The 18,675-nt window shown below is 45.5% G+C and carries 12 protein-coding genes; 6 read left to right on the plus strand and 6 right to left on the minus strand.

Annotated elements, in window-relative coordinates; all coding sequences use genetic code 11:
* Positions 1 to 1,291, plus strand: a 1,291-nt coding sequence (locus IQ235_RS02740) for a S8 family peptidase (RefSeq protein WP_264319967.1), incomplete at its 5' end; no start/stop codon positions are given.
* Between the two features lie 348 nt (positions 1,292 to 1,639).
* Here the strand turns inward: IQ235_RS02740 and IQ235_RS02745 are convergent.
* The 4 genes from IQ235_RS02745 to IQ235_RS02760 form a co-directional block, all read right to left on the minus strand.
* Positions 1,640 to 2,134, minus strand: coding sequence for a hypothetical protein (locus tag IQ235_RS02745; protein ID WP_264319968.1), 495 nt, complete (start codon positions 2,132 to 2,134; stop codon positions 1,640 to 1,642).
* Positions 2,135 to 2,399: 265 nt separating this feature from the next.
* Positions 2,400 to 4,856 (minus strand): hypothetical protein, encoded by a 2,457-nt coding sequence (locus IQ235_RS02750; protein ID WP_264319969.1) that lies wholly within the window; start codon positions 4,854 to 4,856, stop codon positions 2,400 to 2,402.
* 427 nt (positions 4,857 to 5,283) lie between these two features.
* On the minus strand, positions 5,284 to 8,388 hold the full coding sequence (locus IQ235_RS02755; protein ID WP_264319970.1) for a calcium-binding protein: 3,105 nt from the start codon (positions 8,386 to 8,388) through the stop codon (positions 5,284 to 5,286).
* Positions 8,389 to 8,444: 56 nt separating this feature from the next.
* On the minus strand, positions 8,445 to 8,909 hold the full coding sequence (locus tag IQ235_RS02760) for a hypothetical protein (protein WP_264319971.1): 465 nt from the start codon (positions 8,907 to 8,909) through the stop codon (positions 8,445 to 8,447).
* Positions 8,910 to 9,340: 431 nt separating this feature from the next.
* On the opposite strand from IQ235_RS02760, the gene IQ235_RS02765 reads away from it, so the two are divergent.
* Positions 9,341 to 10,324, plus strand: coding sequence for an ATP-binding protein (locus tag IQ235_RS02765; protein WP_264319972.1), 984 nt, complete (start codon positions 9,341 to 9,343; stop codon positions 10,322 to 10,324).
* 7 nt (positions 10,325 to 10,331) lie between these two features.
* Positions 10,332 to 13,385, plus strand: a complete 3,054-nt coding sequence (locus tag IQ235_RS02770) for an AAA family ATPase (RefSeq protein ID WP_264319973.1) — start codon at positions 10,332 to 10,334, stop codon at positions 13,383 to 13,385.
* A 332-nt stretch (positions 13,386 to 13,717) separates the two neighbouring features.
* Here the strand turns inward: IQ235_RS02770 and IQ235_RS02775 are convergent, their stop codons facing one another.
* Positions 13,718 to 13,900: a hypothetical protein gene (locus tag IQ235_RS02775; protein ID WP_264319974.1), complete on the minus strand. Its 183-nt coding sequence runs from the start codon at positions 13,898 to 13,900 to the stop codon at positions 13,718 to 13,720.
* A gap of 122 nt (positions 13,901 to 14,022) precedes the next feature.
* Between IQ235_RS02775 and IQ235_RS02780 the strand changes: the two genes are divergently transcribed.
* Positions 14,023 to 14,906 (plus strand): IS630 family transposase gene (locus IQ235_RS02780; protein ID WP_264319975.1). Its coding sequence is split into 2 segments (ribosomal slippage): positions 14,023 to 14,349 and positions 14,352 to 14,906, totalling 882 coding nucleotides; the frame shifts between segments, so codons are not numbered across the junction.
* Positions 14,907 to 15,025: 119 nt separating this feature from the next.
* Entirely contained in the window at positions 15,026 to 15,208 is a 183-nt protein-coding gene (locus IQ235_RS02785; protein WP_264319976.1) for a DUF6464 family protein, read from the plus strand.
* Positions 15,209 to 15,214: 6 nt separating this feature from the next.
* Here the strand turns inward: IQ235_RS02785 and IQ235_RS02790 are convergent, their stop codons facing one another.
* Positions 15,215 to 16,408, minus strand: coding sequence for a hypothetical protein (locus tag IQ235_RS02790; RefSeq protein WP_264319977.1), 1,194 nt, complete (start codon positions 16,406 to 16,408; stop codon positions 15,215 to 15,217).
* An 823-nt stretch (positions 16,409 to 17,231) separates the two neighbouring features.
* Here IQ235_RS02790 and IQ235_RS02795 point away from each other — a divergent pair.
* A complete protein-coding gene (locus IQ235_RS02795) occupies positions 17,232 to 18,596 on the plus strand; it encodes a peroxidase family protein (RefSeq protein ID WP_264319978.1) in 1,365 nt (454 codons plus the stop codon).
* Positions 18,597 to 18,675 lie beyond the last annotated feature (79 nt).

An 18,675-nucleotide genomic window follows, 5' to 3' on the forward strand; every position in this document is an offset into this window, starting at 1 on the left:
AACATATGGTGTCGCTAAAAAGGTGAGACTGGTATCGGTTAGGGTTCTCGGGGTTAAGGATAGATTCGGAAGATGTCATGGCAGCGGGGATCTCTCTGGGGTGGTGGCTGGACTGGACTGGATTTCTCAAAATGCCCAACGCCCTGCGGTTGTCAATATGAGTTTAGGGGCAGAAGTTGAATCTACTGTATTAGATCTTGCGGTTAAGAAGCTGGTATCTCAGGGAATTGTGGTTGTCACGTCTGCTGGTAACGAGAACAGACCCGTTGAGTTGATGACACCGGCTCGCGTCCCTGAAGCGATTACGGTTGGGGCAACGAACGACAAAGATGAGAAGCCAAATTTTTCAAATTGGGGTTCGGGAGTCGATGTTTTCGCTCCGGGAGTATTCATTAAGTCGGCTTGGTACACGGCAGATGATGATGTCCGAGAAATGTCGGGTACGTCGATGGCAGCGCCTCACGTTGCTGGCTTTGTTGCTCTGCTGCTTGGGAAGAATCCATATCTGACTCCGGCGCGAATTGAGAATATTGTCAAAGACCATGCGACGAAGGGACTTGTCCGAGGGTTGGAAAATTTTCCGGGTACCCCGAACCGACTTCTGTCCATTCGCCACGTTCCAGATTTGACGGATTTTGCTCGGCTCGACCCGTATTTTTACTTGGCGATGAATCCCGATGTGAGTGCTGCGGTGGGAGGAATCGAAAATTATGCGGGTGGGGCAACCCATTGGGCGGCTCACGGGGTGCATCAAGGCAGGATGAGTTCTCCAGCTCACTGGCCTGGGTACTATTTCTATCTGTATTCGGATTTAGCAAATTTCTTCGGACACAATGCTTGGTCGGCGGCTCACAACCATTGGTATCATTCGGGCAGAGGGGAAGGGAGAAGCGGTTCTCCAGCGTTTAACCCGTTCTTTTATTTCTCGCTCTATCCCGAGCTGGAAGGTGCGTTCGGGAAGAATAACTTTCGGTTGGCGACGGACCACTGGATACACAATGGTATTGATGAAGGGCGGACGGGTTCGGTCGCATTTGACCCATTCTTCTACTTGGCGGCTCACGGTGACGTTCGGGCGGTTGTGGGAGAGGGGAATTACAGAAAGGCGCTCCTGCACTGGTTTCAGTACGGTATTAACGAAGGAAGGCGAGCGTCGTGGTTTTTCGATCCGGTGGCGTATTTCCAGCACAATCCCGACTTAGCGGGTGTATTTGGTGCGACTAATTACAAAATGGGAATGTTTCACTACATCAAACACGGGCAACTTGAGGGACGACGGGCCGTGCCGTAATTCTTGTTGGCTTTTGTATAGCAACGGAGAAATTTTGGTCGCTAAGGCTGAAAGCAAGATATAACAAGCACTTCAATAATCAGTCCGCTTTGAGATTTGAAGAAGTAACTGTCTCACTTTGAACTGTATCTGGGACAGTTGATGCTGAAAAACCTCGATTTTACGTTGATGCAGTCTATTCATTGCAAATATCCCAAGCACCAAAAGTGGGACAGTTGTTTTTAACGACCATTTTTTCTCCACTGCTATACAAAGGCGTTGTTGGGAAAAGACCGGGAGTGCCTAAGTTCAAACTCCCGGTCGAGTCTGACGGTTGTATAGCTGTAGCAGCCAGCTTAACAGTCACGGCTACAGGGGATGAAAGCGTCCGTCTCGTGCGACCCAAGCGCGCTTACCCGGATCGCGATGCTTAGTCCAGTTTTTGAAATGCTCCTCTCCTTTTCCCTGGGCTTCTTTGAGGCTTTCGGCGGTGACTCCGAGCCGTCGGGCGAGGTTGGCTGATGTTTGCGAGGGCAAAGTGGGAGCCGGACGTGTCGATGCGGAATTTCGGGATTGAGAGTAACTTCTCGTGCGCGTAGACGTAGCCAGTGCTGCTTCAAGAACCCCCAGGCGTTGGCGCATTTGGGTCATCTCTTCGGTCATTTCAACTCGCAGGGATGCCAGTTCCCGATCGAGGCGAGCTTCTACCTCACCATCCGATGCAACCGGACTATCGAAAAACTGTTTGACGATGCGAACCAGGGCCGCACTCTCGCTCAGGTCGTTGGCTTCGATATACTCCCGCAGCTTGTCGTGGTAGTGAGGTGGTAGGTAGCCAACGATGCGGATGTTTTTGGTGACCATTACGGGTAGGCTGCGAGTATGCTGCTTTGTGCTACCCGTTCAGATTACTCGGTTTTCGGTCGGTTGGCTAAGAGTGTGCTGAGGTAGCACGCGACTGAGCGAGAGGATTTCCGGCAGGTCGATCGCCTCTAACCATCCGGAAACCACTAGGTATTCGGACTATTGGCGAGTGTGGATTAGCACAAGACAATATTCATAGATCATTGCCGTAAGAAAGACAACAGCTACTCAGGCATAGATCTAGCGATGGTGCTACCAAAAGATATCATCGATAAGTTTTCGACCCAACTTCTCCACTTCCCATCTCTCTTCTCATCAGCTCGGCAAATTTCTCAGCTACATCTAAATTCCTAAATGATGCAATTTGAATGGAACGAATCCCCACTTCATCTCTATAATGCGGGAATGCATCAGCACAGTATTCCTCACGAACCTTTTTAAGATTATCTTCGTTGTATCTCAAAAAAACGGGATACCACGTCTGAGATCCAGGTGGATTAGAATCTCCACACGAATTTGAAGGAAACATATCAATCGAAATATCTTCTACTTTTAAACTTTTCCAAGTTTTCAATAATTGCTCGTAATCTGTAGGTTCCAGCTCTGTCTTATTAGAATCAATCTCTATCTTTTCAAAAATTGCAGATGAACATTGTTGAGCCGTATCACAAGTTCTACCTGAAATTAAACCACTGTTACCTACTTGAATAAAAAAGCTATCAGGATGGTAGTTTCTAGCTATTTCACCAGTGTAAATATTAATAGGATTAGAACCTTCTAATATAAAACGTTCGGAATCTTGACGAACAGACATCGATTGTTTAATCATCTGAAGTTCATCAGAGGTTCGACCGAAACTGACTACCAGAATGCCAGAGTTTCCATTTATATCGAGAACACCTTCATATGGTTGATTTGTACCAAATTCGACAATCCACGCTCCATCAAGTACAGAAGCTGGAAGAGGAGAAACTTGTGTCGTATCTTGATTATGACTCTCAACTGTAGCAGAATTTTTTTCCTCCATAGTGTATTGTTTGTTATCATCCCTATCAGTACTGCTAGAATTATTTGAGATGAGGGTAGACCAAGAACTCGTACTTGTCACCAAAGAGGTATAATCGATTACTGGCACATAGTCGAGTACAGCTTTGTCGGAAGATCTAAGCTTAATCTCAATTTTACTTGCTAAGTTCGGGTTGTCATAAACTGGAGACAGGTCAAATTGGGCTTCATTCTCTGTTATATGACCAATAACTTCAAGTTCAGAATCACCGAAGACAGCTATCAGACTTTCAGGAAGATTTTCTCCCTGTACTCTCAAAGAGTCTGGAGCATTTACATTTTCCTTTCGTATCAGTAGAGCTTCTGTGTCAAATTTCCAGATCTTTGGAGCTTTTTTTGATTCATCGCTAATAAGGTAGTTGCTAATATTGTAAGGTCTAACAAAGTTTGTTTGGAAAAGAATACCTAATCTAATCGGTTGGAGAAAAATAAGCAGTGGAAAGAAGGCTGTCACAAACTGACCAGCCATCAGTGCATATGATAGACGCTTAATCCAAAAATTCTCTGGAGCTTGATTTGCATAAATTAACGGTCCCCATCGATCGAAAGCCCTGTAAAAAAAGTACAAGAATATTAGTGTGCAGCTTACAAACAGTAATAGTTCAGCCCCTCGTTCTACAGTAACGAGTACTCCCTCCACAACACGCAGTCTACTGCTCTCAACATCTTCAGTAATTCTGTTAGCGACTTCTTCTACAACAAAAGCAGTTTCTTGAAGATCCTGGCTAAGAGTATTACTTGCATTTATGAATTCCCGAGAAAGGCTTGAGGCAAATATTTCACTACCCGCATCAATAGTCATCAAAGCTTGATCGAAGAAAAAAGCAGAGCTTTTATCTAATTCTTCAGTTAAGGTGTAAACAGTATTTTTTGCAGATTCTTCAGAGCTAGCAATGAGACTATTACCAACTTTATCCAGACTAACAACTAGTTTTTCACCACTATCCGTAAGTCTAACGATTAAATTTTCTCCGGTATCATCCAGCGAAGCAATAAGATTTTCTCCTACAGTCTCGCCTTCAACTATTATCCCTCTAGACGTATCATCCCATCGGGCAATAAGTCTATCACCGCTCTCCTCAGCCCGAATAATAATGCCATTAACACTATCATTCCATTTATGTAAGAGGTTATAGCTTCTTCTCTCAAGGGGTTCTAAAATTTCTGGATCGACTTGCTCAATCACTCTAATTTGTTCTTCAGCCCACAGCTTAATCAAATCGCTTGCATAACGATTCATTTCCTCTACTTGAGTATCAATTTGACGTAGAATCAGCCAAGCTTCTGCACTAGCACGATCTAGATTTCCTTCAACAACTTCATCAAGTTGTACCAACAGATCCTTTAAGATTGCAGACTGCTTTTCTAATATTTCTTTAGCATCATCTTTGATAGTATCAGAACTTTTCTCTATAGCTTCCTCTGTTTTTTGAAGTGAAAGCAGTACGATTTCTTCCACACGGTCTATATCTTCATTACTGATGTCAATTGTAAATCCCTCTTCATCACCCGGACTAATAGTTACATCAGGTTCGCCTACAAAATGACAAACAATTTGATACCACTTGCAGCCTGCAAGTGCAGGCTTAGATGATATAAATATAGAAAAAATCAGAGCTGTAAATATAAGAACTTTTGTTTTTAGTATTAAAGCCATTCTCCAAAACCACCTATAGTTAGTTATAGCTTGAATGGAACGTTCTATGACTTGGCTGTGAAATTCACAATAAAAGTTTATCTTTACATTTTCGATCGCTTCTAAGGGTATGCGAGAGTACCATGCGCTGGTTGACTGACAAAAGTTGCTCGGTGAATTGCCAAAACTCTCTTTGGTTAGGGTTTTGAGTCTCTATGTTTCGCTCGGGTTCTAACTGAGTGTTTCTGGAATAAAGGAGAGTCTGCAATGGCGACCGCTTAAACCTATGACATCTCGGTTCTTCACTCGCCAGTAGCGAGCGTTGCTCACCTACCCGTCAAACAGAGACTCTGGAAGTTTTGTCCGTCAACCAGGTACCATGCGACAGCTCTTGACGATTTATTGATAGCAGGAATTTGAGATCCACTATACCAAGAACCACGATTGATTAGCGAACCGAGACAAAATCGTTTTCACTTAGAGGGTCATTGACCCCCTGCAAAATAGCAAGGGGTTCGTTGCGAAAGTTAATGAGAGTGTTACCGTTTTCCTGGCTAACGGATAACTTTTGGAAACTTAATCCCGGTTTCAAACCGATGACATCTTCTCCAACGGTAAAATCTGTAATGGTGTCTGTACCGTGCTCCGTATCAAAAACAAAGGTGTCACTTCCTAAGCCACCGAAAACCAGATCGTCACCTTTCCATCCCAAAAGAAAGTCATCTCCAGCACCACCACTTAAGGTGTCATCTCCGGCTTCACCCCAAAGTTTGTCATCACCATCACCACCTAAGAGAACATCATCTCCGCCTTGTCCGACTAATCGATCGTTTCCAGATTCACCTTCAATAAAGTCATCGTGACGACGACCTTTCAAAAGATCGTCTCCATCGCTGCCCAAAATAGTGTCGTTACCCCATCCTCCATCAACAGAGTCGTTACCCGCTCCGACCGAAATCGTATTCGCACTGGTATCACCTATAATTTCATCGTCGAATCCAGAGCCAACTACGTTTTCAATATTTGAAATTTGGTCTGTATCGCCAAAACCATCTTGTGCCTGGTTTTCTTCTAAGTTGATGGTGACAGCTCCAGTGGTGTTATCGTAAATGGCAGTGTCTATGCCTTGACCTCCATTGATAATGTCGGCTCCCGCGCCACCGATAATTAAGTCATCGTCTTCATTTCCATAGATCGAGTCGTTGCCGCTACTTCCTAAAAGGCTGTCGTTCCCTAGGTTGCCTTTAATCAAATCGTCTCCTTCACCGCCATCGATCGCGTCATCTCCAGGACCGCCAAGGAGGGAGTCATTTCCATCGTTACCTTGTATCGAGTCGTCTCCCCATTCGCCTAAAATCGCATCGTCTCCATTTCCACCCCGAAGCGTATCGTTTGCCTCTTCATCGGGAAGAGCAAATATAATTTCGTCGGCTCCTCGGATTGAGGAGTCACCTAAGATTACGTCGTCATCGTCGCCGCCACTGACATAATCGGCATTGCCACCTCCAGCAAGAATATCGCTACCAAAACTTCCAAAAACCCAATCTTCACCCAAATCGCCACTAGCAATATCGTTTCCTGTGCTGCTACTGATAAAGTCGTCATTATCTCCTCCAGAAATCATGTCATCTCCATCTCGACCGTAAAGCGAATCTTTGCCATTTCCGCCATCTAGAAAATCGTTACCCGATCCGCCTTTGAGAGTATCCTCTCCATCTTCACCCATGAGATAAGAACTTTGAGTGAGATCCGTTGGAGAATTGTTGATTTCGATGCGATCGTCATCGTCACCGCCACCTAGAACAACTGAGGTGACAACACCATCGAGGATAATCGTATCGTCCCCCTCTCCAGCAAATCCTTGAATTTGGGTTATATTTGTGAAGTTTTGAGAGTTAACTTCAATCATCTCATTATTGGCTTCACCACTAAGATGTTGGATAGAAACAACTTCGTTGGGATTACTTCCGATAACACTGTCAGGACCAATAGTGAGTTGAAGCGTTCCATCAGCAGCCTGATTCGCAACTTTGGGAATGGGAAGTGTAAACCAAATACCAACCTGGTCATTCCCAGGAGTTCCATCCTGTTTAGATTCCCCTTCAAAATAGAAGTGTCCGGTAGAACTGGTTAGAGGTGGTTGTCCTTCAACAAGGTTATAATGTTTATCCGTAAGAAAGAGATCTCCCGTTACTCGGTCATATAAGAAATGTAGAGCTTCTTCATTTGGCAAGCCATTAATATCAGCCGTATCGTCTTTACCGCCATGACCCAGCCTATCGTCATCAATAATTTTAATCGAAACAGGGATCACCGGCTTATTTCCAGAGTCAAAAAATCCCCAATCCGGAAAAACTCCAACTCCTTTGTCTTCATCTCGTTCCTTGATTTGACCGGTTTTATATTTTTGACCGTCAATTGTAATTTCTCCAAAGAAGTTGGCACGATCTTTAATGCGTCCTCCATCTAGTCCGTCACCATCAAGAGTTTGAAGTCGATTAATGACTAGGCTAAAATCAGGTGACGGCACACCATAGGCATAAAAATCTCCACCGCTTTTTACGACCTGGCGCGTTTCAGATTCAAATAGCTGCTCGTCGAAAAAGCTGTTGCCAATAGCTCCAGAAGAAGCACCATCGATTTTTCTTCCCAACTTACTTCCTTCAACTGCGCCGACAATCGCACCAATCGGACCACCAAGAATACCTCCCAAAGTAAAACCTAAAATACCTCCTGAGACTTTTCCTATGGTTGCCTTATCACACTTCAGACCTCCACAAAATAAACCATCGGGATCGGCCCAAACACGCTCGCCAGGGAATAGAGAATCTAAATCATTTTTGAAGTAGCGACTGGGATGAAATATAGGTTCTCCAACATTGTAATTTATGGGACGGATTTCTGGACCTGAATCGAGATCGTATATACCGTCTTGTTGAGAGTGTAATTGTGTTGAAGACCAGCTTGAATGCTTGTCTTCCTCAATATAAATTTTGAGCGCTCCTTCTTCTGTTGTCTCGACCCGCTCGGTTGTTACTTCAAAAGTGTCGTGTTCGCGTTTTACGCCAATATGTCCCCTTGTCCAAACTCGATCTAGAGTAATCGTGACATCCTGATTCGTTAGATCTAGATCATCTTCAGCAATTTCCCATGCTGACGCAAACTGAGAAATATCACCATTATGCCCACCCACAAGATTAAGTAAATAATCTGGCGCACCGTAGTCTTTCGTGAAAGCTGCAACGTTCAGAAAAGTAATATAGGTAGAACGCTCTCCATTTTCTTCAACTTCAACCGGAGTCACTCGTGTGAATAGGGCTACTTTATCCTGTGGATTATCGAACAGGCTCTCATCCTCATCAAAAACCAAGGTGGGCCTCAAGGATCGAACAGCAATGTTTTCCCATATATCGTTTAAGCCATCTTTATCTCGGTCTCGATCGGGGTCACTGGTGAAAATGGGAATGCCGTCCAAGCGAAAAGCCGTACCCAATCGACCATCAAGCCCTTTAATCACTCCGCGATCTGCTTGTTTGGTATTGAATAAATCCATAATGCATCCCTCTCTTAGGTATTAACGTGGGGTAATCCAAAAAATTAGCGATTGACTCAACGATCGAACCGATTTCGGATCTGAGCTTCGATTTGTGCGGGTGTGCCGACGCAAAGAAGTTCGACGGTCGGATTGACTGTAACCGTTCGGCTACCTCGGAAGAGACCCGCAGCTCTTCTCATAATCTTGATTTCCAGAGCCGCTTGCGTGGACTGAACGCTACCCGAAACAGCAAGCATATATTCCATATCTTGTTGCAGTTGGGCGGCTAAATCGTATCGCTCGTATTGCCCTGCAAGATTGATGGCATTTGAGTAGGAAGCTCGAACGCTTTCTGAGGAAGCAAACGAGCCACCATTGCCAACCCAGTTCCAAGAAAAGTAGTTGGGTCGATGACGACTGCTGATGTAATAGTCAAAATTGACGATCGCCCATCCAGGTTCAGCTAGGTATCTTCCTGTTGCCCAAAACTCTCGCCACCGCACTGTTCGCGCTGGAGCTGTCACTGTTACAGAAGCCATTTGGTCGGCTCTTCTCTCCCCAATTTGACAAGCACTGATGGGTCGAGCAAATAGAAAGCCGGGTACGGCAATAAGAGCGAGCGTACAGAACGTTTTGAGGATGATTACTTGAGAATATTTCAGAGCAGACCCCTGGAGATCGAGAATATTCGTTTTTTTTCTCGAACGCGACGGATGTCGATTGTTAGGTCTGTCGAAAATTGTCAAGCCTTTTTCAAATGTGCGAATTCTCATTTGAAATGCCCCCGATCTGGTCTGCTCCTCATCATGGCAGCTTTATCGCAGATAAAAGGATCGCTCTCTAGGGATCAGTAATCGATCACCCCTAGAGCTGTTGTGACGATGGCGATCGAATCTTGGAGGCGAATTCGGCGAAAATATTGATATCTGAAGAATTGCATCGTGTCGCTATCCGCGAGAAAAAATGCCAGATGGGTCTGATTGCTTCTAAACAAGGGCTGGAAATCGTCGAGCGCGCCAGACGAAAAAAGCGTTGGAACAAGTACGCTCCGTTTTGGTACGAGTCTGCATACGTTTGTCGGGGAACTTTGCAGCGATTTTGGAAGCAAACATCAATTCAAGCCGATAATTTCCAGAATATTTGTCAGGCTGTCGGTGTGAACTGGGAGGAAATTGTCGATCGAGAAGCCAGCACTGATACTTCACTTGGAAGTGAAGCTCGTTTTTTTTCGGATGAGGGTTCTCAGGCTCGACTTCACCCTTTTGGGGATAAGGGCTGCATTCGCGATCCAAGACGCTTCTTCGACCGTCGCGAACTGCTAGAACAGTTATTTGAGGGACTCGCACGCGGATGCAGTCAGTCAATCGTAGGCGAATCGGAAATCGGTAAATCTTCCGTGTTGTGGGCAATTTGCTCGAAAGGACCCCAACGCCTCCAACTCCCAGACAAAGCATTTATTATGCTCGGTATGGAATGTATCTACGACGAGCAAGAGTTTTGGGATACCCTTTGCGAACAAGTCGGAATAAAGGATCGTCGCGACTTCATGAGAAAAACGAAGTTACAGAACAGACGTTATATTTTATGTTTAGATGAAATTGAAGCATTTACTGATGAAAAACGCTTTCCTCCCCACGTTTTATCGTTTCTGCGCGGTGTCGCCGATGGCGATCGCACTCCGTTAACTCTGGTCATCGCCAGCCGTTCCCCACTTCAAAAACTGTTCCCCGATTTACCCGAGCGAACTTCCCCCCTAGCCAATATCTGCAAACAGCATCGAGTAGGGGTCTTCCCTCCCGAAATTGCTCGTGAGTTTCTCCACAGCCGCTTGCGCGATACGAACGTGACATTTAGTGAAGACCAAATCGCCAGCTTGCTAGCAGAAAGTGGTTGCCATCCGGCAAAATTGCAGGAGCGAGCGGCCCAGTTATACGATCGTCTCGTCCAGGAGTAACGAGATCGTGCCGACCTTTCCTACGTACCGAGGGAATCTCCCAAAATGTTTAAATCCTTTCAATTGGCAGCATTTATGTTTGCTTGCGTACTGGATTTACTTTCGTCCCACAGCTCTCAAATGCTACTGCTATCAAGCCGCTCCCGATCTCTATCGACAGGATTCGGGAGAAGCCATTTTTCGCACGTTTAGAGTTGCCGCATTTCGGAACCTTTATCTAGCGGTTATTTGGGCGACATTTTTACTCTCTATTATTATTGGATTCCCAATATTACTTATTTTAAAATATATTCTTTTAAATGAAATTCATCCAACTCAAAATATTTTGAGTTGGTTTTTAGGGACTCTAATTGGCAATTCAACGGGTCTGCTATTTTTTATTTCTTTTTTGCTCGTGTTTGGGATAACTGTGGGAGTTTCCAGGGGTCTCATGGGTGTGATTCTTTGCATGACCGTGGGAGTTGCCAAGGGAATTTTAATCGGAGTTTTGTGTGGTATTTCTGGAATTCCTAATCTGGCTGAGTTTCTAACGAGTGCTAGCAGTAGCATGTTAGTGGGGGCGGCAATGGGAACTGTCGTGGGAATAACTGTTGGGATTACAATAGGTGGACTTCTCGGCTGGATAGTCGGCGGACTTTTTGGGAGTGCCTCTTTTGGCATCACAGCTTTTAGTTTTGTAATTATTGGCGAAGCAATTAAAGTTATTGAGGCAGACGAAGCGCGAATCAGTCTGCCTTTTGGAATTGTTTTTAGTATTACTTTAGGTTTGGTTGCAAGTGGAACAGTCGGAACGTCGCTGAGTTTTTTAAGAGCCTTAATGGCGAGTACGGCAATCAATTTTGCCATTGGCTTAACTCTAGCAATTAACGAATACTTGCCTACTTCATCAGAAGAAATCTGGACAGGATGGCAAATTTGGATTTTGAGTGTGACTCTGAGCTGCTTTGGTTCTCTTCGAGTGGTTCCATTTCTATTTCCCATCCATCTATTTTTTGTTGGTAGCTATCGATGGTTTCGGAAGCTAAAACATCCCATTGAGTGGGATGAACTCTCAATTTTACCTTTACCGGGAACTCAAGAATTACTTATAAAACGTTTGTGTCAGGATGAATTGAGCGGACTCCACTTTTTATCAGATTTAGCTCGCAATCCCTTTCGGCGCAGGGTTGTCCAGCAAGCATTAAAAAAGCATTTACAAGACCATAACTTACCACTCAACTTTCTCTATCTTCTCTTGACGGATTCAAGTACCCAAGAATATGCCTGCGTCCCCATTACCCAAGAAGGCTGGGAAAAACTACCGAGTGTCAAACAGCTCTTGCTCGGTGAGTTAAGCGAGCAGTGGGTTGATTGTACCGTCGATCGAACCAGTCATCTATTGGAGTACCTCGTTTACGGCTTGACATTGTGGGGTAGAGATCGGCGCGATACTCCTCTAACTCGCTTCGCGCGGATACTCTACGAACTCTTATATGAAACCCAGATTGAAGATAAGAACTTTAAGTTATCTAAGTTTCAGTGGGCATATAAGAATTTAGCAGAGTATGTTGGCGGGAGTGAAATCGAACGTTCGTTTGAAGCAATGGACAATTGCTTATCTTACGATCGACTATCCGAGATCGCCCAAGTCGTAGAAACCGTTTCAGAACTTCCCGATCGTGAGACGGCTATTCGACCGAAAGTGATATGCGCCCTCGATCGGTTACGAACAATAGCCGAGGAGGTAAAAATTTACTTGGCTGCAACCAGTCCCAGAAATCAGCAAGCGGCACTGCTTCGAGCTAATAACGCACTCAATACTTTGGACGAGTACATCGATAGTCAGATAGTAACGCCAGAAAAAGCGATTCTCCGACGCATTGTCCGCCAGTGGTATAAACTCGTGAGCGAAGAAGGGGGTAAAGTCGCACGAAATGAAGGATTTCAACCGATTTCCAATCCCTATACGACCTACAATCCCGTTACAGGTTCTCTATTTGTCGGACGCGACAAGATTCTCCAGAGGCTTGACGAACTTTGGAGAGGTTCCCAGCAACGCTCTTCCGTCGTACTTTACGGTCATCGGCGCATGGGTAAATCATCCATCTTGCGAAACTTAGAACATCGCTTCGGTTCGAGAACGATTGTTGTGAATTTCGATATGCAGCTTGTCGGAGTGGTCAAAAGCACAGGAGAACTTCTCTATGTTTTAGCGATCGCGTTGTATGACAAGCTGTACGACCATCTTTCACCGATTCAACAGCAAGAGCTAGAAGAACCCCAGGAAGAAAGTTTTACCGATCGCAACCCCTATCAGACTTTTAAACGCTTTATCCAACATTTGGATTCAGTACGCCAAGAACAGGTATTTATTGTCACGGTAGATGAGTTTGAGCGTCTCGAAGAAATGTTTGACTCTCATATCATCGATCCCCATTTATTACATTTCTGGAGAGGCTTGTTTCAAACCTACTCTTGGTTTGTGATGGCGTTTGCTGGCGTTCATAAATTAGAAGAGATGTGTCGAGACTATTGGTATCCCCTCTTTGAAAATATCGAGCGAATTAAAGTGAGTTTTCTCGATCGACATTCAGCTCGTCAACTCATCGAGCAACCCACTCCAGATTTTGAGCTAGACTACACGCCGGATGCCGTCGAAAAGATTATTTTTTTAACCAACGGTCAACCCCACCTCATTCAACTGATTTGTCATGTGACAGTGACCTATTACAATCGGAACTTACCTAACCTAGATAATCGAAGAGATAAGCTATTGACAGCTAGAGATGTCGATCGTGCGATTGACTCCCCAGAATTTCAACAGAATGGCAGTGTTTACTTTGAAGGAATATGGGGATGGGTCAAGACCAGTCAACCCGACGGACAAATTAAAATATTACGTCAGTTATGCCATCAAAAACTTACCGTTAATGAATTAGTCAATCGAACAAAGCTCAATCCCAGTCAAATTTCTATAGCGTTACAAAAGCTAGAAAGTTGTGAAGTTCTTAAAAAAGAAAATTTTCACTATCTTTTTAGCGTTGAATTAATGCGGCAGTGGGTCAAAAATAAGAATAAATAATATCAAAAAATATTCACTTTTTACTAACGGTTTTCAGGTAAAAAGTTTATAAACCTCTTGCATGAATCGAGAATCTGAATGCTTGCAACTGGGTTTCTTCGTTCTCTCCACTGAATGCTTACAATCAATGAGGTTGTGTTGCTGCTCGGTGGTCTGTTTTGTGTTGAACTTTCCGGAATTCATGTGGATTTCGCACGGCCAAAAGAGCGGTTTACGCCCAACGTAAAATTAGGCTTTCAAAGGACGGCAACCATCCGAAAAACACTGTCGGCTCGAAAGACGGTACGGAAACATAATTTTTATGGTTTTTCGACCCCTAACTCGATCTACGCCTACACCTCTTCTTCAAAAGAATCATCCAACGCACCTGAGAAGCGATCGAGAATCCAGTTTCGTGCGGCTTCTTCATCCCAATCCGAGAGTTCGACTAAAAACATCGAGAGCACTCTGGCGAGGTCGTGCCTGAGACCTTCGATGTCAGCACCCAAGTCTCGAACCTCGTGATGAAGTTCCATCAGGTCGTCGCGCAAGTCCTGTTGAACCAGCGCGTCGAGCGTAATTTCTCTGACATATAGCGCTACGCGCTTAGGTTAAGACAATGGTAAGATAATTTAGCTCTCAATGTTCAAATCCTATCATGCCAGCCGCCTACAGTGAGGATTTACGCCGTAAAGCGATTGATGCCGTTCAAAGAGGAGAGAAGAAAAGCCAGGTCTGTCGTTTCTATAAAATCAGCCGAAATACTTTAGACCTGTGGTTAAAAAGACTCCAAGAAACGGGGAGTGTTCGCCCTAGTGTACTGGGGACAGGGGGACAATTCCCTAAACTCAAAGACCATGAGAAGTTTTGTCAGTTTCTCATACAAAACAAAGATAAAACTCAAAAACAAATAGCTGAGCTGTGGGGAGAAGGCTTGACTCAACAAAATGTAAGCTATGTCTTGAAAAAACTAGGAGTCACTCGTAAAAAAAAACTTACGGCTATCAGGAAAGAGATGAAGACAAGCGAGAAGAATTCAAAAGACGATTAAACGAGATTGAATCCCAGAGGCGAGTCTATGTCGATGAGTCAGGCTTTGATAATCGAGAAGATTACCCGTATGGTTACAGTCCTAAGGGAGAAAGATGCTACGCACTAAAATCGGGGAAGAGAACTGAAAGAGTCAGTTGGATTACTGCCCTCAGAGATAAAACCTTGTTTGCTCCACTCACCTTTGAAGGTACCTGTAATCGAGACTTATTTGAGACCTGGCTAGCTAATTGCTTGATTCCTCAATTAAATCTTGGAGATATTATTATCATTGATAATGCCACGTTTCATCATGGAGCGATGATTCAAGAACTGGTGGAAGCAGCAGGCTGCGAAATCTGGTATCTGCCCCCTTATTCCCCAGACTTAAATAAAATTGAAAATTGGTGGGGGGTTTTAAAGACATTGATGAGGCAGAAATTAAAAGAATATGAGACAGTTAGAGATTGTGTAGATGCTGCCTTCATGGAATGTCCTAATGTATGCGCGTAGCGCTATACTTCGACGATCGCCGAATGTGAAGGTTAAAATAAAATCGAAAGATTTCACGCTCGTCCAATATTAATGTAAAGCGCAAAACAATGTCCTCTTCGATCGAGCAGAGACTGCGAATGCTGTCTCACGACCGCATCAAGCGCCAAGTTAACGATTATCGCCAGCGCATCTGGCGATTGTCCGGTCGGATCGATCGGGCTAGAACTTGCAGGTACAACGCCCATTCTGCATTTTTGCTGTGCGCCGTTAATCCCGGCGGACCTTGTGCTACCTGTTCTGACTACGACCCGAAACAGTAACGATCGCTAGCTGAGAACTTCTGGTGAAAACATCATTTTCACGGACTGAAGATAGGAACTGAAAATCTTGAAATCTCTCGGTGCGAGACGATCTCGCACTTCTTCATTCAAAAACTGCACCAGAGATCGAACCAGTTCCCAGTTGACTTTGAGTGGGGGATAAAGCATCACGCATAGGGGAAAAAGTTCCTGTTGCACTACGTCGATGTTGCTTTCGAGAGCGCAAACCCACAGGTAAACTTGAAACATTTCCACATCCCGAATGCTCGAAATCTTGACCGTGGGGTTGCTCAATTTTCCGGTATAGCTGGTGTAATGGGGATACTGTTCGATGGCACGATCGCATACGGCAACGGCGATTTCCGTACCGAGGGGTAACCAATGCTGTACGGCTTGCAAAATTGGCGAATTGTAGTCGAGGTTGGCGGCGGCTTCGTAGGCTCGTTGCAGGGGCATGTAAAGGTGGTCGTCGATGACTTTGAAATAAGACCCCACGAGCATTTGTTCCACCGGAGAGAGTAACTCCAGTAACATTTGACTGGTGTAGTGAAACTGCATGCTCACAAAACCGATCAGGCGCGGGTCGGTGGCGGTATACTTTTTACGAATGGTGCCGATATCTCCACCGACGATGGTTGCCAAGCGACTGGGGGGAATGCGATCGGTTTGTACTTCTATTTCCTGTTCGTAGAAATGCGCGGAACCGTTTGCTGCCCCCATAGCCACGGAAACCGAGATATTTTGAGGTTTGCCTTGCTGGGTGTAGACGGCTAAAACTTTGTCGTAGATGCGAAACGAGTCGGCGGCAATTTCCCAAGGATTGATAAGCCGAGGATCTATATGATGTCGTTGAACTTCTTTAGCCAGCAGTGCTTCGGTTTTATTCCAGGCTTGAGCGCTGACTAATCGCAGAGTATTCGATAAGGTTTGTGCCGTACGCTCTCGTCCCTCTTGGGAAACAACTTTTGCCAGTTTTAGCCGATCGGAAAGTTGCTCGTCTTGAGTTTCAAGTTCTAAGTTTTGGACGTATTTTTTTGCCCATTGCTTTGCTAGGGTTTCATTGCCTATGTTCGGATCGGCTAAGGTTTGTGTAGACATTTGTGTGTTTCCTATAAATAAATGAGGCGGGTTGGCGCGGGCCCGCGTTCCTAGAACTTGCATCGATCGCCGCGCCGCCCAGTTTGGTTTGAGGGCAGTCACTTTCCATAGACCTTCGATCGGATAACGATCGCTTTTTCTGTGCGTCAACGATCGACTCAGTAGAGTTTTATTATGATTTTAGATTTTAACCTAAATTGTTGAAAGTATTAAAATATTCTCTAAAAGTTTAAGTGCCAGAAAAAACATCTACGATGCTCGATCGCACCAATCATCGGCATATTGTCTCCAATCGAGTATCGAGCTGGGTGTATTTTGCTTTTTTTAATAACTGTCGCCGATTGAGGGGAATTTCGGCGATTCTCTGACAGCAGAGCGATGAATCCTGGGGGATTGAAACGTCTATTCATTCTTACCCCCACCAGGGTCTGAGGAAGTCTTTGAGTTTGAAGCGTATCTACACATTTCGTTACAAACTGTACTCAACATTTCTGGCGATCGAGAAATGATGCTGACTTACGAAAACTTCCGAATGGGCGATCGTTTTTTGGCATTGGAATATCGATGAAGTACCCCCAGAGGATACTGTCAGATCGCTTCTTAGACGACACACTAGAAATGAAGAAGATAAATTATCGATCGAGTCAGGGGAAAGTCCGGATTGAGGACAAGCATCATCGATAAATAGATGACATCAAGGCAACTCGGATAAACCATCAATATTTGCCGTTCGAGACCAATACAAAGAGTCTAATTTCATCTGTGAGTCGATAAAAATATTTCGACCCATTTTTGATTTTAAATCTAGCTTTTAAAGCAATATTCACACGGTGATGTCACGAAGCTTTCGGATATAAATTCTACCGATCGATCGAACATTCTTGCGATCCAAAATATTCAATTAAATCCGCATCAGGAGAAAATAATGCGACACGGTCAAATGTCTTTACGGGATATCGTTCCCCCTCGTTCTAAGTTTTTTAATACTGGCAAGTTCGGCCGACTCTTTCCTACTCTGCCGCCCTTTTTACCCGATACCCAACGAGTACGAGAAGCCCTAATGGAAGTGGGGGCATCTGGGGGCATTATGGATAAAGCAGATGATGCCAACCTCAATAACTTCAACTTGCCATCCGGGGCAACTTTTCTGGGGCAATTCATCGACCACGATCTCACCTTCGATCCTACGTCCAGCCTCGAACGTCGCGTCGATCCCGAATCGATCGAAAATTTCCGCACCCCCGTCTTCGAACTCGATAGCCTCTACGGTTCCGGTGCCGAAGCGAGTCCCTTTCTCTACGAAAAAGGGCGACCGATGACTGGCAAACTGCTCACCGATCCCGGCTTTCCCAACGACTTGCCCCGCAACTCTCAAGACGTGGCGCTGATTGGCGATCCGCGCAACGACGAAAACCTAATTGTTTCCCAGCTTCACGCTGCCTTCATTCAATTCCACAACGCCGTCATCGATGCAGAAGGAGCAGATTTAGAAGAAGCCCAGCAACAAGTGCGCTGGCACTATCAGTGGATGGTGTTGCACGAATTTTTGCCCAACCTCGTCGGGCCCGAAGTGGTCGAAGATATCCTCTTCCGGGGTCGCCGGTTCTACCACTGGGAAATCCAGCCCTTCATTCCCGTAGAATTCTCCGTTGCCGCCTACCGCTTCGGCCACAGCCAAGTGCGACCCGCCTTGAAAATCAACGACACCTTCAATAATGGTGCCGAGGTTCCCATTTTCGGGGCCCCCGGTAGCAACGACTTATCTGGGAATAAGCGCATCGATACCGACCGCGCATTAGATTGGCGCAACTTCTTCCACATCGACGGCAGTACGCCCCAGTACAGCAAGCGCATCGATACCACCCTCGCGAGTCCGCTATTCCGGCTGCCGTTTATTCCCCCCAATATGCCAAGCAACCCCAGTTCCCTCGCCCAGCGGAACCTGTTGCGCCACCTCACCTTCAGTTTGCCTTCGGGACAGGCGGTGGCATTGGCGATGTTCCTCGACCCCTTGGGTTCCGACGAACTCTCGGATTTAGCGGATTTGGGCTTGGGGATGGAACATCGCACGCCGCTGTGGTTCTACATTCTGCGGGAAGCGGACAAGCGCGCCAACGGTCGCACCCTCGGCCCGGTGGGTGGTCGCATCGTTGCGGAGGTCTTCATCGGGATGTTGGAGGGCGATCGGATGTCATTCCTGCGCCAAGCCCCGATGTGGAAGCCGACTTTAGGTCAGCGGGATGGGGAGTTTGGGATGGTTGACTTGCTGAAGTTTGCTGGGGTTGTTTGATGGGTGGCTATAGCGCTATCGCGCATGGCTTCGCTAACGCTAACGCCTCCCGTAACGTTGATTTAAAACGATAATACGC

This window comes from Zarconia navalis LEGE 11467 (assembly GCF_015207075.1).
Classification (GTDB): Bacteria; Cyanobacteriota; Cyanobacteriia; order Cyanobacteriales; family Geitlerinemataceae; genus Zarconia; species Zarconia navalis.

Coding starts and splice junctions, on each gene's coding strand:
- IQ235_RS02775 (WP_264319974.1), bottom strand. CDS start 13,900: ATGGAACTTCATCACGAGGTTCGAGACTTGGGTGCTGACATCGAAGGT.
- IQ235_RS02795 (WP_264319978.1), top strand. CDS start 17,232: ATGCGACACGGTCAAATGTCTTTACGGGATATCGTTCCCCCTCGTTCT.
- IQ235_RS02745 (WP_264319968.1), bottom strand. CDS start 2,134: ATGGTCACCAAAAACATCCGCATCGTTGGCTACCTACCACCTCACTAC.
- IQ235_RS02785 (WP_264319976.1), top strand. CDS start 15,026: ATGCTGTCTCACGACCGCATCAAGCGCCAAGTTAACGATTATCGCCAG.
- IQ235_RS02755 (WP_264319970.1), bottom strand. CDS start 8,388: ATGGATTTATTCAATACCAAACAAGCAGATCGCGGAGTGATTAAAGGG.
- IQ235_RS02750 (WP_264319969.1), bottom strand. CDS start 4,856: ATGGCTTTAATACTAAAAACAAAAGTTCTTATATTTACAGCTCTGATT.
- IQ235_RS02760 (WP_264319971.1), bottom strand. CDS start 8,909: ATGGCTTCTGTAACAGTGACAGCTCCAGCGCGAACAGTGCGGTGGCGA.
- IQ235_RS02765 (WP_264319972.1), top strand. CDS start 9,341: ATGGGTCTGATTGCTTCTAAACAAGGGCTGGAAATCGTCGAGCGCGCC.